This is a genomic window from Streptomyces adustus (assembly GCF_009377175.1).
GTDB lineage: Bacteria > Actinomycetota > Actinomycetes > Streptomycetales > Streptomycetaceae > Streptomyces > Streptomyces adustus.
Genome location: NZ_VJZD01000033.1, coordinates 40,674 through 54,297, shown reverse-complemented (window position 1 = coordinate 54,297; position 13,624 = coordinate 40,674). Strand labels below are relative to the sequence as shown.

Below are 13,624 nucleotides of genomic sequence, written 5' to 3'. Positions count from 1 at the left end.
CCCGGACGGTGTGCGGGGACGAGCGGGGGAAGTCGGTGGGGGCCCGGCTGCTCAGGGGCCGTCCGCGCCGGTCAGCAGCCGGTGGACGGTGTGCCGGCGCGCGGGGGAGAGCAGCGCGAAGTAGTCGAGCCACTGGGGGAGGAGGATGTCCCGGTCGAGGATGTCCTTGGCGATGTCGACGATCACCGGCAGCGAGTACGCCAGCAGCAGCGGCATCAGCCGTGCCTCGTCGCCGACACCGAGCAGCCCCCGCCGCCGTCCCTCGGCGAGGAATCCGGCGAGCGCCCGGCGGGCCCCCGCACGGTCCGCGCCGCAGGCGTGCGTCGCCGTGTCGGCGAGCCAGGCCAGGTCGAGCAGCCGGTCGCCGACGTGCAGGTTGTCGAAGTCCAGCACGGCCACGACCCGGGCCGGCTCCCGCGCCAGCAGGAAGTGCTGAAGATGCAGGTCGCCGTGGACGACCCCCGGACGGGAGACGGTGAGGGCGCCACCGTCCTCCCCGGCGCGCCGCACCAGCGGTGCCGCGGCGCACAGATCGCGCAGCACCTCGGCGGCGGCGTGATGCCACGGACCGCTCCCGCGCTCCGCCTCGGGCAGCAGCCGCCGCTCGGCGTCGTCGAGGGCGGCCGCCCAGTCCTCCTCCTCGACCAGCCGGGGCAGCGGTACGCGGGCCAGCTCGTCCGCGACGGCGGGCGGCAGACCGTCCAGCGCCTCGCGCAGGTCCAGGCCCGTGCGGACGACGGCCTCGACCTGGTCCGGCGCACCGGTGGTGACCGTGCCGGCGCTGAGCGGGCTCAGTTCGCAGACCAGCCCGTCGAGGCGGACGCCAGGACTCCCGTCCGCGGCCGGCACCAGTGGCAGCGCCGGCACGCCCCGGCCACGGCAGTGGGTGATGACGCGGTCCTTGAGCACGGCGAACCGGTCGGCCCGTACGGCCTCGGGGTTGAGCTGCACCTTCAGCACGTGCCCGGCCCCGGGACCCGACACGTGCCACAGTCCCGCCGTATGGGTCAGGGGGCGCGCGCCGCCCACGGTGAGCGGCCGCAGTTCGCACTCCTCCCAGGGACCGGCCCAGTGGGCGCGCAGCACGCGGCGTACCCACTCCTCGGTTCCGGCGGACACGGCGACGGTCATGGACTTCTCCCCTCTAGGGCTGCTCGACGTCGTAGAAGCGCTCGCCGTCGAGGTAGCGGACGGTGGCGAGGTCGCGCAGGACGACGTCCTGGACCTCGTGGCGCAGCTCGACGAGCAGCGGATAGGTGAGGTCGTCGACGGTCCGTTCGATCCGGCCGCCGGGCTGCACGAACGTCCGCAGCCCGTGGTAGCTCTCCAGACGCTTCAGCTCCTCGAGCCCTCGGTACGCCCGCAGGGTGCCCTCGACCGGCGAGATCAGGGGTGCACCCGCGATGAACTCCCTTATCCGGTAGCGCTCCTGATGTCGTGCCAGGAAGCGTTCCGGGGCGGTGTAGGCGTCGACCGTCCAGTTGAGCTGGGACTCACCGGTGCCCATCCGCGCGTAGTGGTCAGTCCATCCGCCGCCCATCCGCGCGCCGACCTCGATGAGGCAGGGCCCGGACGGGGTCAGCTTCACGTCGAGATGGGCGGGGCCGTGGCGGATGCCCATGGCGTCCAGCACCCGCTCGCAGTAGGCGACCACCGTCTCGACCCGTTCGCCCTCGTGCGGGAGCAGGACGAGGCCGTCACAGAGGTCGAGGACCCCGTTCGCGGTGATCTGCGTCGCCTTCCAGATGTCGCACAGGTGGTGCCTGCCGTCCCGGCTGACGGTGTTGACCGAGTACTCGGTGCCGACGAGGTACTCCTGGGCCACGACCGCGTCGTTGCGCATCGAGAAGATGTTCTCCGTACCGATCAGGGACCGGTAGGCCTCCACCGCCCGCTCGGGGGTGTCGCAGTAGTGCACGCCCTGGCTGCCGGCGCTGCTCAGCGGCTTGATCACGATCCGGCCGCCCAGCTCCCGGTGCCAGGACGCCAGCTCGTCCGCGTCCGTGACCAGCAGTTGCCGGGCACCGCGCAGGCCGGCCGCCTTGACCGTCTCGATCATCAGGTACTTGTCGCGCCGCGCGGCGCTGAGCCCCGTCCCGTTCGTCGGCAGCCCCGCCCGTTCGCTCAGCAGATCCGCGAAGGGCACGCCGAACTCGCTGTCCGGCACCACCGCGACCGGCTCGTGCCGGGCGAGCAGCCCGATCGTCCTGTCGAGGTCCCCGTCGTGCACGATCTCGTCCACGAAACCGGTGGGCACCAGGGACTCGTACATCTTCGGGCGTACGGGCGTGCTCTGGACGTAGACGCACTCGTACCCGGCCTTGCCGAACTCGGAGACGAGGTTGCCGGTGGGGCCGACGGGGCTCGGGTCGACGATCGCGACGCGACCTTTCAGCATGGTGGCTCTTCCTCACTGGGGTTCACGGGGACGGGAGAGGGAGTACGGGGCCGCCGGGCACCGCCCGGCGTACGACGGAGTCCGTGAGCAGCTGTCGGGCCTCGAACAGGTCCGCCACCACGTGGTCGGCCCACGGGTGGGAGAGATGGCGGGTGAGGGCGGTCGGGACCGCGACGACCGTGCATCCGGCCGCCCGGGCCGCCGCCGTACCGGTCGGCGAGTCCTCCACCGCGACACACCGGCGCGCCGGCACTCCCAGCCGGCCGGCCGCGCGGAGATGGGCCATCGGGTCGGGTTTGCGCCGGGTGACCTCGTCCCCCGACACGACCACCGCGAACCGGTCCGTCAGACCGAAGTGGCCGAGCCAGCGCTCGACCCACTCCCTTGCGGACGAGGACGCGACGGCCAGGGGTTTCCCCGCGGCGCGCAGACCGTCGAGCAGGGGGAACACGCCGGGCATCAGCACGACATGGTCAGGGGTGAAGAACCGCTCCCAGTGGGCGCGCAGCCGGTCCTGGAGCTCCGCGTCGGTGCGGCCGGTCCCGGCCCGCTCCCTGAGCACCTCGAACAGCGCCGGGTAGCCTTCGGCGTTGCCGCACACGTGCTCGGCCCAGAACTCCGGCACGAACGCCGCACCGAACTCCTCGAACAGGGCCGTGCAGGCCAGGAAGTCCGGCCGTACCGAATCGATGAGGGTTCCGTCGAGGTCGAACACCACCGCGTCGAACGAGGGGTTCGGGCCCGTGGCTCTCATGACGCCCGCTCCGCGTCCTGGTCCACCAGCCGCACCACGCGCGCGGGATTGCCCACGGCGACGGCGTTCGCCGGCAGATCCCCGGTGACCACGCTGCCGGCTCCCACGACGGCGTCGGCGCCGATCGTGACCCCCGGAAGGACGGTCACCCCGCCGCCGAGCCATACGCCGTCCTCGATGCGGATCGGCTTCGCGCTCTCCCACATCCCGTGCCGCAGGGCGGCGCCGTGCGGGTGGTCGGCGGTGTACAGCTGGCAGCGCGGACCCATCCGGACGTCGGACCCGATGACGATCGGAGCACAATCGAGGAGGACCGCGTCGAAATTGATCCGGGACCGTTCACCGATCTCGATGAAGAACCCGAATTCACACAGGAATCGAGGCACTATCCGTACCCCCGCCCCCACCGCTCCCAGCAGTTCGGGCAGGATCGCGTCCCTGGCCGGCTGGTCGGCGAGCGCGGTGGCGTTGAAGCGGTCCAGCAGACTTTCGCACCGTTTGCGGTACGGACGCAGCGACGGATCGCTGGCCAGGTACGGTTCACCGCCCGCCATCCGGCGTCTGAGTTCGTCGAATTCCACAGGGCGACCTCTGACTCTTCTCGGAATGGCCGGGGGCCGACAGGAAGTCGGCCCCCGGCTGGCCGTTCGTGATGCGTCAGCGCTGGTAGTGGACCTTGATGGTGCGGGCGGAAACCGGCTTTGCGGACAGCTCGATCTTCTTCATGGGAGGTGCCTCTCGGTGAGTGGATTCGGCCGGTGAATCCGGTCGGTGCGCGCTCGGCGAGCACGTCCGGTGAATTCGCCGGGAATCCGGTGGGTGAGCCCGTTCGGCTCGACACCAAGTAGAGCCGGGAGGTAAGCCGGTCGGCATCGGTCACCCGACTGGTACTGACTGCCGGATGCCGGTGGTGGGGTGACGGACAGTCGGGTGAAGGGCCGATCCGAGGCCCTTCACCTGCGGGTTCCTGCGATCCACCGGCCCGGCGGGCAATGTCGCGCCGGCGCGGCGGGCCGGCCGCCGGCTCTGGCGGAAGGCCTCGGCGGGCCTTTTTGCTCCCGCTCCTTTCGTCCTGAAGCCGACCGGCGACCGCCGCTCGTCATTTCCCCGTCCGCCCGTCCGTCGACCACCGGCGCGAACGGTCCGGCAGGACCGGTCGGGCGACCGATACCGACGACCTGACCACCCGGCTCTACTGGATGGCGAGCCAGACGGGCTCACCCATCGAGAGGAGCACACCATGAAGAAGATCGAGCTGTCCGCGAAGCCGGTTTCCGCCCGCACCATCAAGGTTCACTACCAGCGCTGACGCATCACGAACGGCCAGCCGGGGGCCGACTTCCTGTCGGCCCCCGGCCATTCCGAGGAGAATCCATGCTGCTCCGGCGCGCGCACAACATCGTCTGCTACTGGCTCGACGGTTCCTTCGTCATCCAGAACTACCTCACCGGCACCCAGATCTCGCTCGCGACGGGCGCGGCCGACATACTCGCCGCGTTCACCGACTGGACGTCGGAGGAGGACGCCGTCTCGGCCTTTCCCGACTACGACCCGGAATCCTGCCGCGCGGCGGTACGGCAACTCCACTCCTACGGCTTCCTCGTCGCCCCCGACGAGAGCGAACGCGACGACCGGCTCGCCGAACACTGGCAGACCTGGTCGCCGGAGGCGGCCGCCCTGCACTTCTCCAGCAAGCACGCCGACTACACCGAATCGCCCGAGATCAACGACGAGTTCCGGGCCGGGAAGCGCTCGGCGCTCTTCAAGCACTACCCGGACGCCGACCGGATCCTGCTGCCCCGCGTCCCGCCCGACCTGGACGCCCCCTTCGTCGGCACCCTGTACCGCCGCCGCACCCACCGCAGCTTCCGGCGCACCGCGCTGCCCCTGACACGGCTGTCCCAGCTGCTCGCCATGGTCTTCGGCCCGAGCGAGTTCCTCGACGGCCAGGACTTCGGCGCCCTGATGAAACGGACCAGCGCGGCCGGCGGCGCACGCCAGGAACTCGAGGCGTACGTCGCCGTGTTCGCCGCCGAGGGCGTGGCGCCCGGCCTCTACCACTACAACGTCCTGGAGCACTCCCTGGAACTCCTGGACGACGGCTTCACCCGCGAACAGGCCGCACACCTGTGCTGCGACCAGACGGCGATCGGCGAGGCGGCGATGACCGTGTTCGTCACCGGCGTGATCGAACGCATGAGCAGCAAGTACCGGGCGCCCCGCGCCTACCGGGTCATGCTCACGAACGCCGGCCACCTCGGCCAGACCTTCGCCCTCACCGCCACCGCCCTGGGCCTCGGGCCCTTCCAGACGCTGGCCTTCCGGGACGAGGAGGCCGAGGACGCCCTCGGGGTGGACGGCATCGGCGAAACCCTCCTCTACGTCCTCGCCGCCGGCCTCCCCGACGAGGAGCCGGAGACCGAGTACGGCGCCGACCTGGACGCCTTCCGGCGAGCCGACCTGTACCCGGGCTGAGAGCCGCCACGGAAACCGGCGAGCCCCCGTTCCGCACCGTCATCACGACGTGCCGGAACGGGGGTTCCTCCTTCGGCGGGCCCGGCCCTCGGGGCCGAGCCGGGCCACACCGGGGCTACGCGCGGTCGGCGGCCGGAGCGTGCGGCACGTCCAGACGCAGCGTGCGCAGCTGATGCCGCGACGTGATCCCCAGTTTGGGGAACACCTTGTAGAGGTGGTGCCCCACGGTCCGGGGACTGAGGAACAGCTGCCGGGCGATGTCGCTGTTGGTCTTGCCCTCGGCGGCGAGCCGCACTATCTGGCTCTCCCTCGGCGTGAGACCGGCCCGCGTGTCCGCGTGCCCGCCGGCCGGCTTCTCGATCTGCTCACCGGCCGCCCGCAGCTCCTCCGACGCCATGTCCGCCCAGGGGGCCGCCCCCGCGCCGCGGAAGAGACGCAGCGCCTGGTGCAGCTGGTCCCGGGCGGATTTGATACGACGCGCCCGCCGCAGCCACTCCCCGTACAGCAGATGGGTGCGTCCGGCCTCGAACGGCGACGGGGCGGCCGCGTCGAGCGCCGCGCCGAACAGCGCGTCCACCCGCTCCGGGGTGCTCGCACCTTCGCCCTCGGCGAGCAGCGCCCGGCAGCGCAGCCATGCCGCGCGAAGGACCGGCACGTCGGCCCGCGCGGCCCAGCGTTCGAACCGCTCCAGGGCAGCGCGGGCGGGCCCGGTCTCCCCGGCCCGTGCACAGGCCTCGACCAGGTCGGGCAGCACGAGCCGGCTGATCGCGAAGTGCTCCGCGGGCGCGCCCGGCGTGGTGACCTCGCGCAGCAGCCGGGCCGCGCCCGCCGCGTTGCCCTCGGCCAGCGCGTTCAGCCCGAGGGCCCAGTGGACGAGCGCGAGGGCGGCGGCGCTCTCACGCGGCCCGGCGACGGCGAGGACCTCGTCGGCGAGCGCCCGGCACTCGGCACCCTCGCCGTGCACGGCGGCGGTCCAGGCGAGGACGGCGCGCAGCTGGGCGGCGGCGGCGAACTGGCCGGACTCGTCGGCGGCCGCGAGCGCCTCGCGGGCGTGGGCCGCCGCCGCGGTCCACTGCCCGGTGACCAGCTGGAGCGAGACCAGGGGCAGCACCGTCAGCGGCAGCGCCCCCGTGGCGCCGTTCCTGCGCACGGCCGCGACCGCCTGCCGCAGGGCCTCCGACGCGGATTCGGTCTCGCCCGTGAAGAACGGCAGGAAGTCCGAAAGCCACCAGGTCCAGGACGGCACCACACGGCCGATCCCGCCCCCGCTCCCGCCCGCGCCCGGTGCCGCGCCGGGGGAGCCGGGACCGGCGAGCCGGCGCAGCCGCGCGCGGAAGTGGTCCGGGGTGCGGCCGGTGGCCGGGCCTGTGCGCTCCATCAGGAGCGCCGTCCTCGCCAGCTCCCGCGGGCGGTTCGCGGCCCACGCGGCGCGGGCGGCCGTCACCAGCAGCTCCTCCGCGAGGTGGGGATCGTCGTCGAGGACGAGCCGCGCGCCGTCCAGGAGGGTGCGCACGGCATGGGCCGGATTGCCCGCGGCGAGGGTCATGGTGCCGTGCACCCGGGCCGCACGGGCCCGGACGGCCGGCTCGCGGGTCAGGTCCTCGGCCTCGTCCAGCAGGGCGCGGGCCTGGGCGGGTTCGGCCGTGTCCCAGGCGCAGGCGGCGGCATCGGTGAGCCACCGGGCACGCGTCCGGGGCGAGGTGGCGAACAGGGCGGCGCGGCGCAGGGCCCGGCCCGCGGTCACGGGGCGGCCCGCCTGACGGGAGCGGGTGCCGCAGTCCGCCAGGAGCCCGGCGACGGTGTCGTCCTGGCCCACCGTGGAAGCGGCGAGATGCCAGACCCGGCGGTCGTCGTCCTCGTCGAGGATCCGGGCCAGGGCCCGGTGCGCGGCATGGCGGGCACCCAGGGGCGCCGCCTGGTAGAGCGCGGAACGGACCAGCGGGTGGCGGAAGTGCACCCGTTGCTCGTCCAGGTCGATCAGGCCGGCGGCCGCCGCGGCGTACAGCGAGGCCGTCGCCGCGTCCCGGTCACCGGCGGCGGTGAGGATCGCGGTGAGGTCCCCGTCGTCCTGGAGCACCGCCAGCAGGAGCACCTCGCCGTGCCGCTCGGCGACCCCGGCCGCGCTGTCGAGGTGGATCTGCCGCAGCCGGGGTTCGAGGGGCAGATGGTCGGGCAGCGGCGAACCGCCGCGCAGCTGGGCGGTGGTGAGCGCCGCCGGCAGCGCGTGCAGGGCGAGCGGGCTGCCCTCCGCCTCGCGCAGGATGCGCCGCCGTACGCTGCGGACCGCCTGCGGAGCCGTACGGTCCAGCAGGGCCTCGGCGTCGTCGGGCGTCAGCGGGCCCAGCACGATGCCGGGCAGGTCCGGTGCGGCGAAGGGGCGGGAGCCGTCACGGGCGGCGAACACCATGGCCAGGCCCTCGGTCTCCAGCCGTCGGGCGATGAAGAGCAGCACATCGGCCGAGGCGGGGTCCAGCCACTGCGCGTCGTCCACGAGCAGCGCGGCGGGACCGTCCGCGCCGGCCCGCGACAGCAGGGACAGCGCGCCCAGGGAGAGGAAGAAGGGGTCGACGGTGTCCGGCCCGAGCCCGAACGCGGCCCGCAACGCCACGGCCTGCGGTTCGGGCAGCTCGTGCAGACCGGGCAGCAGCGGCCGCAGCACCTGGTGCAGCCCGGCCCAGGGCAGCTCGGCCTCGCTCTCGACCCCCGCGGCCCGCAGCACCCGCACCTGCGGGGGGACGTCGTGCGCCAGGTCGTCCAGCAGGGCGGTTCTGCCGATGCCGCCCGGACCGCGCAGCACGAGCGAGCCGCTGTGCCCCAGACGCGCACCGCTCACCAGGCCGCGCAGCCGCTCCCGCTCGGCTCCTCGCCCCACGATCACGGTCCCTGCTCCCTTCGCCGAGGCGGACTCCGCTCCGTTCACCGAGGAGCATCCCGTGGACTCCATGCCGTTCCTCCCGTCACCGAAGGCCGGACGGCGTACCGGACACCGTCCGACGCGCCGCCGCTCCCGGGCATCGCGCCGGATGCCGGGCAGGACGCCGTCGCGGTCCCGGACACGGCGGCCCTGGGCACCACGACGATCACCATGTCGATGATTTCCCGCGCCCGTGCCCCGCTCAAGTCACGTGATCTCGTGTGGTGTCGGGACCGGACGCGGGCATGGACCCCGCGTCCGCGACGTGATCGGCCGGTCAGGCCACCCGTAGTGCTTCGACGGGTTCCGGCGCTGGTTCTGCCGGTGGTGAGGGGAGACCGCAGGTGGTGCAGGCGCCGGTCCAGCACCTCAGCAGGCCTGCTGGACACCTACGACCGGGCCGGTGAGAACACCCTCACGGAAACCGATGTGATCCCGGTGATCCGTTGCTGAGTCCGCAGTCAGGCCTCAGCGTTCCGGGCACTTCGGCCCGGAACGTCCGTCACGTCAACAGAGCGTCCGGGGGCTCGGCTTGAGTACGGTCTCTCGTTTCCGCCTGCCGCTGGTGCGGCAGGGTTGCGCCACCTGCCCGCCCCGCCTCCGCCTTGCGGCGGGGGCGGGTGGTGCGGGTCTTCCGGTCGGCTCCGCGAGGCGTCGATCCCGCTCGCGCAGGTCTGGGGCGGTGGCCTGGTCGCCTCCGTCGACGGCATGCGCTTCGTCGTACCGGTGTCCCCGGTGTACGCCAGGCTGAACCCGAAGTACTTCGGCACCTCCACCGGCGGCGGACGCCGCTCAGGGGCGACGTGGCTGAACCTGATCAACGACCAGGCCGCCGGGCTCGGCGGGAAGGTCGTGGCCGGCACCCCGCGCGACTCCCTGTACGTGCTGGATGTCCTCTACGACCGCGACGGCGGGCGGCGCCCGGAGATGGTCGTCACCGACACCGCCTCGCACTCCGACATCGTCTTCGGCCTGCTCACCCTGGCCGGGTTCTCCTACGCGCCGCAGCCGGCGGACCTGCGCGACCAGAAGCTGTGGCGGATCGACCGGACCGCCGACTGCGGCGCCTTCAACGACGCCGCCTGCGGCCGGGTCGACCCGGAGCGCATCGAGCGGAACTGGGAGGACGTGCTGCGGATCACCGGCTCGATCCACACCGGCGCGGTGCGGGCTTACGACGTGATCCGCATGCTCTCCCGGGACGGCCGCCCGACCGTGCTCGGCGACGCCATCGCTCACTACGGCCGGATCGCCAAGACCCTGCACATCCTGCGCCTGGCCGACGAACCGTCCTACCGCCGGCAGATCAAGGCCCAGGCCAACCTCCAGGAGGGCCGCCACGCGCTCGCCCGGAAGATCTTCCACGGCCGCGTCGGCCAGCTCCACCAGCACTACCAGGAGGGCATGGAGGACCAGATCGGCGCGCTCGGCCTGGTCCTCAACGCCTTGGTGCTGTGCAACACCCGCTACATGGACGCAGCCCTGGACCGGCTGCGCGCCGACGGCTTCGACGTGCGTGAGCAGGACATCGACCGGCTGTCCCCGTTCGTACGGCACCACGTCGACATGCTCGGCCGGTACTCGTTTCTGCTGCCCGAGATGCCCGGCGGCCTGCGGCCGCTGCGCGACCCCGAGCAGGCCGACCGGGGCTGAGCGCACGGCACACCCGCTCCTCCGCACAGCGACGGCGCCCACCGGCCGGAGGCTCGCGGGCGCGGGTCAGCCGTCGAGGCGGCGCTTGCTGAGCCAGGCGACCATCTCGGGGTCGTGGTGGTCGAAGAACAGGGTCTTGCCGGTGTCGAGGGCGGCGATCTGCGTCATTTGGTCGTCGGTGAGCCGGAAGTCGAAGACGTCGATGTTCTGCGCCATCCGGTCCGGGTTGACGGACTTGGGGATGGTGACGATGTCGCTCTGGATCAGCCAGCGCAGTACGACCTGGGCAACCGACTTGCCGTGCGTCTCGCCGATGCCGGCGAGGACGGGGTTGGTGAACAGGTCGTTCTTGCCTTCGGCGAAGCCGCCCCACGCCTGGTGCTGCACACGGTGCTCGCGCATCAGGGCGTGGTCGGCGGTCCGCTGGAAGAAGGGGTGGGTCTCGATCTGGTTGACGGCCGGGGCGATCTCGTTGTTGAGGATCAGGTCCAGCAGCCGGTCGGGGTAGAAGTTGGCGACGCCGATCGCCCGGGTCAGGCCCTCGCGCTGGGCGGCCTCCATGGCGCGCCACTGGCCGTAGACGTCGCCGTAGGGCTGGTGCATCAGGTACAGGTCGACGTGGTCGAGGCCGAGCTTGGCCAGGGAGGTCTCCAGGGCGCGGCGGGTGTTGTCCTGGGCGGGGGCGTCTTGGACCCACAGCTTGGTGGTGACGAACAGTTCCTCGCGTGGGATGCCGCTGTTCTTGATGGCGTGGCCGACGGCTTCCTCGTTGCCGTAGGCGGCGGCGGTGTCCAGCAGCCGGTAGCCGGCCTCCAGGGCCTGGGTGACGGCCTGCTCGGTCTTGTCCGCGTCGATCTGGAAGACGCCGAAGCCGAGGATCGGCATCTGGACGGCGTTGTTCAAGGTGACGTGCTGCTGCACGGGATTCTCCTGGAAGGGACGGGTGGTCGGCCGATGGGCCGGCTCAGCGGGTGGGTTCGGTGACCTGGGCCAGGACGCCGGTGGCGCTCATCGCGGTGGGCCAGCCGGCGTAGAAGGCGAGGTGGGTGATCGCTTCGGCGAGTTCGCCGGGGGTGAGGCCGTTGTCGAGGGCGCGGTTCAGGTGGCCGGTGAGCTGGGCATCGCGGCCCAGCGCCACCAGGGCGGCCACGGTGACCAGGCTGCGCTCGCGCGGGGACAGCTCCGGGCGCTGCCAGAGGTCGGCGAACAGGACGTCGTCGGTGAGGTCGGCGAGTTTCGGGGCGGTGCGGCGGACGAGGTCCGGTGCGATGCGCGGGTTGGTGCCGGTCATCCGCGTTCCATCATGCGCATCAGGGCCTCGTTCATGCGCATCAGGGCCTCGTTGTGGGTGTCGCCGGCGGCCGGGGGCAGGCTGCTGAGCGTGGTGAGCTCGTCGTCGGTGCCGCAGCGCGGTGTTCTCTTTCCGTGCGGACGCGAGCGCGGACGGCGCTCGCCGCGGGAGGGCAGGTCAGAGCGCCTGGCCGGCGGGGCGGAGCAGGATCTCGTTGATGGCCAGGTGCCGGGGGCGCTGGAGGGCGAAGGTGACGACCTCGGCGATGTCCTCGGCGGTGACCTCGGCGACGTCGTACAGCTCCTTGGCGCCCTGGCGGGTGGCTTCGTGGGTGATGTGAGTGGGCAGCTCGGTGGCAACGACGCCCGGCTCGATCACGGTGACTCGCACGTCGGGCAGGAGCTCCTTGCGCAGGGACTCCGACCAGCCATTGATGCCGAACTTGGTGGCCGCGTACACGCCGCTGCCAACGTTGGCGACCCGGCCCGCGACGGAGGAGACGTTCACGATGTCGCCACCGCCGTCCTTGAGCTGGCTGAGGAACACCTCGGTGGCCGTGATCGCCCCGAGCAGGTTGACCTCGATCATCTTGCGGTAGTCCTCGCGCTGCTCGGCCGAGAACGGACCCAGCAGCATGACCCCGGCGTTGTTCACCAGCACGTCCGTGCCTCCGAACTCCCGCTTCACCTGTTCGGCCGCCGCGACCAGGGCGCCGCGGTCGGTGACGTCGGCGGAGACGGCGATCGCACCGTCGCCGAGCTCGTCGGCGAGGGCCTTGATGCGGTCCGTGCGGCGGGCGAGAAGCGCGACCCGGTAGCCGGCGGCGTGCAGGGACCGGGCGGTCGCGGCACCGATCCCGGAGGAAGCACCGGTGATGACGGCGACGCGCCCCTGCTGCTGGTCCTGGCTCATCGTATTGCCTGTCCTTCATTGTCACGTTGCGTGGCCGACCGCCCGGCGGAGGTCGAAGCCCGGCGGTCCGAAAGGTCCGGATCACCCGGACGTAGCCATTCCAGCACCGCTCCGCGGACGGCGCGAGGAACCGCTTATACGTGTACTGGCAGTCACTCCTACACGTCCCCGCACGGCCGTACCGTGGAGGCCATGGACAACCAGGCTGAGGTACGGGACTTCCTGCGCACCCGACGCGACCGCATCACCCCCGAGCAGGCAGGCATCGTCACCGGAGGCCGCCGCCGCCTGCCCGGCCTGCGCCGCGAGGAAGTCGCCATGATCGCCGGAATGAGCAGCGACTACTACGCCAAGATGGAGCGCGGCAACCTCGCCGGTGTCTCCCCCGAAGTACTCGACGCCCTCGCCCGCGCCCTGCGCCTGGACGACGCGGAGACCGAGCACCTGCACGACCTCGCCCGCGCCGCGAACCCCTCACCAAGCCGCCGCCGGGCCCGTCCCGCCCAGTCGACGATCCGCCCCTCCCTCCAGCGGTTCCTCGACGCGATCACCGGCGCACCCGCATGGATCGTCAACCAGCGGGGCGACATCCTCGCCACCAACCCACTCGCCCGGGCCCTGCTCGCCCCGATGCTCGACGACCCGGACACCCGGAACAACACCGCACGGTTCATCTTCCTCAGCCCCGCCGCGCGCACCTTCTACCCGCAGTGGGAGCACGCAGCAGACGCCTCCGTCGCCAACCTGCGCACCGCCGCAGGACGCAACCCGCGCGACAAGGCCCTTTCCGACCTCATCGGGGAACTCGCAACACGCGGCGACGCCTTCAGCCGCCGCTGGTCGGCCCACGACGTCCGCCTGCACCGCACCGGCACCAAGCACATCCACCACCCCGCCGTCGGCGACCTCGAATTCGTCTACGAAGGCGTCGAACTGCCCGACCATCCCGGCTGGATGATGTTCGCCTACACCAGCGCCGCCGGCTCACCGACCGAAGACCGGGTCAAACTCCTCGGCAGTCTCGCCGCCACACAAGCCGACGCACAGGCCCCCGCACCCGTCTCCCAGCCCGGCGAGACATGAGCCACTGCGACGGCAGGCCGGTGAAGCCGTGAAGTAGCGGCGGACGTTCTCAACCTTCTTGTGTCGCGACTTGGCCATCAGCATCAGCTCGGATGCCCCCTGCTCGCCGAGGTGGGTACCGGTTCGCCGTGTACGCCGGCTCGT

10 protein-coding genes and 2 pseudogenes are annotated in these 13,624 nt (G+C 72.2%); 3 read left to right on the top strand and 9 right to left on the bottom strand.

Annotated elements, in window-relative coordinates; genetic code table 11:
- Nucleotides 1-51: 51 nt before the first annotated feature.
- From FNH09_RS11280 to FNH09_RS11265, 4 genes are read right to left on the bottom strand one after another with little or no spacing between them, the layout of a single operon-like run.
- Nucleotides 52-1,131 (bottom strand): phosphotransferase family protein, encoded by a 1,080-nt coding sequence (locus tag FNH09_RS11280; protein ID WP_152886711.1) that lies wholly within the window; start codon nucleotides 1,129-1,131, stop codon nucleotides 52-54.
- Between the two features lie 13 nt (nucleotides 1,132-1,144).
- Nucleotides 1,145-2,398, bottom strand: coding sequence for an ATP-grasp domain-containing protein (locus FNH09_RS11275; protein ID WP_152886709.1), 1,254 nt, complete (start codon nucleotides 2,396-2,398; stop codon nucleotides 1,145-1,147).
- 22 nt (nucleotides 2,399-2,420) lie between these two features.
- Entirely contained in the window at nucleotides 2,421-3,152 is a 732-nt protein-coding gene (locus FNH09_RS11270) for an HAD family hydrolase (protein WP_152886707.1), read from the bottom strand.
- A complete protein-coding gene (locus tag FNH09_RS11265) occupies nucleotides 3,149-3,733 on the bottom strand; it encodes a sugar O-acetyltransferase (RefSeq protein ID WP_338017536.1) in 585 nt (194 codons plus the stop codon). Before FNH09_RS11265 ends, FNH09_RS11270 begins: the two co-directional genes overlap by 4 nt.
- A 793-nt stretch (nucleotides 3,734-4,526) precedes the next feature.
- Between FNH09_RS11265 and FNH09_RS11260 the strand changes: the two genes are divergently transcribed.
- Nucleotides 4,527-5,627 (top strand): SagB/ThcOx family dehydrogenase, encoded by a 1,101-nt coding sequence (locus FNH09_RS11260; protein ID WP_152886705.1) that lies wholly within the window; start codon nucleotides 4,527-4,529, stop codon nucleotides 5,625-5,627.
- Nucleotides 5,628-5,742: 115 nt separating this feature from the next.
- Here the strand turns inward: FNH09_RS11260 and FNH09_RS11255 are convergent, their stop codons facing one another.
- Nucleotides 5,743-8,571: a helix-turn-helix transcriptional regulator gene (locus FNH09_RS11255; protein ID WP_152886703.1), complete on the bottom strand. Its 2,829-nt coding sequence runs from the start codon at nucleotides 8,569-8,571 to the stop codon at nucleotides 5,743-5,745.
- Between the two features lie 618 nt (nucleotides 8,572-9,189).
- Here FNH09_RS11255 and FNH09_RS11250 point away from each other — a divergent pair.
- Nucleotides 9,190-10,194: pseudogene (locus tag FNH09_RS11250) on the top strand (Tn3 family transposase); the annotation flags it as partial.
- A 66-nt stretch (nucleotides 10,195-10,260) separates the two neighbouring features.
- On the opposite strand, the gene FNH09_RS11245 reads toward FNH09_RS11250, so the two are convergent.
- The 3 genes from FNH09_RS11245 to FNH09_RS11235 all read right to left on the bottom strand — a co-directional run bounded on the left by FNH09_RS11245 (nucleotide 10,261) and on the right by FNH09_RS11235 (nucleotide 12,397).
- A complete protein-coding gene (locus FNH09_RS11245; protein WP_152886720.1) occupies nucleotides 10,261-11,079 on the bottom strand; it encodes an aldo/keto reductase in 819 nt (272 codons plus the stop codon).
- 79 nt (nucleotides 11,080-11,158) lie between these two features.
- Nucleotides 11,159-11,485, bottom strand: a complete 327-nt coding sequence (locus FNH09_RS11240) for a carboxymuconolactone decarboxylase family protein (RefSeq protein ID WP_152886701.1) — start codon at nucleotides 11,483-11,485, stop codon at nucleotides 11,159-11,161.
- A 177-nt stretch (nucleotides 11,486-11,662) separates the two neighbouring features.
- Nucleotides 11,663-12,397: an SDR family oxidoreductase gene (locus tag FNH09_RS11235; RefSeq protein ID WP_152886699.1), complete on the bottom strand. Its 735-nt coding sequence runs from the start codon at nucleotides 12,395-12,397 to the stop codon at nucleotides 11,663-11,665.
- Nucleotides 12,398-12,589: 192 nt separating this feature from the next.
- On the opposite strand from FNH09_RS11235, the gene FNH09_RS11230 reads away from it, so the two are divergent.
- Nucleotides 12,590-13,480 carry a helix-turn-helix transcriptional regulator gene (locus FNH09_RS11230; protein WP_152886697.1) on the top strand — a complete coding sequence of 297 codons (891 nt, stop codon included), beginning with the start codon at nucleotides 12,590-12,592 and terminating at the stop codon, nucleotides 13,478-13,480.
- A gap of 20 nt (nucleotides 13,481-13,500) precedes the next feature.
- On the opposite strand, the pseudogene FNH09_RS50120 reads toward FNH09_RS11230, so the two are convergent.
- Nucleotides 13,501-13,597, bottom strand: a pseudogene (locus tag FNH09_RS50120) (site-specific integrase); the annotation flags it as partial.
- Nucleotides 13,598-13,624: the final 27 nt, after the last annotated feature.

Bases quoted from the DNA above. Each gene is read 5' to 3' on its own strand.
- FNH09_RS11280 (WP_152886711.1), bottom strand. From the start codon at position 1,131: ATGACCGTCGCCGTGTCCGCCGGAACCGAGGAGTGGGTACGCCGCGTG.
- FNH09_RS11275 (WP_152886709.1), bottom strand. From the start codon at position 2,398: ATGCTGAAAGGTCGCGTCGCGATCGTCGACCCGAGCCCCGTCGGCCCC.
- FNH09_RS11270 (WP_152886707.1), bottom strand. From the start codon at position 3,152: ATGAGAGCCACGGGCCCGAACCCCTCGTTCGACGCGGTGGTGTTCGAC.
- FNH09_RS11260 (WP_152886705.1), top strand. From the start codon at position 4,527: ATGCTGCTCCGGCGCGCGCACAACATCGTCTGCTACTGGCTCGACGGT.
- FNH09_RS11255 (WP_152886703.1), bottom strand. From the start codon at position 8,571: ATGGAGTCCACGGGATGCTCCTCGGTGAACGGAGCGGAGTCCGCCTCG.
- FNH09_RS11245 (WP_152886720.1), bottom strand. From the start codon at position 11,079: ATGCCGATCCTCGGCTTCGGCGTCTTCCAGATCGACGCGGACAAGACC.
- FNH09_RS11240 (WP_152886701.1), bottom strand. From the start codon at position 11,485: ATGACCGGCACCAACCCGCGCATCGCACCGGACCTCGTCCGCCGCACC.
- FNH09_RS11235 (WP_152886699.1), bottom strand. From the start codon at position 12,397: ATGAGCCAGGACCAGCAGCAGGGGCGCGTCGCCGTCATCACCGGTGCT.
- FNH09_RS11230 (WP_152886697.1), top strand. From the start codon at position 12,590: ATGGACAACCAGGCTGAGGTACGGGACTTCCTGCGCACCCGACGCGAC.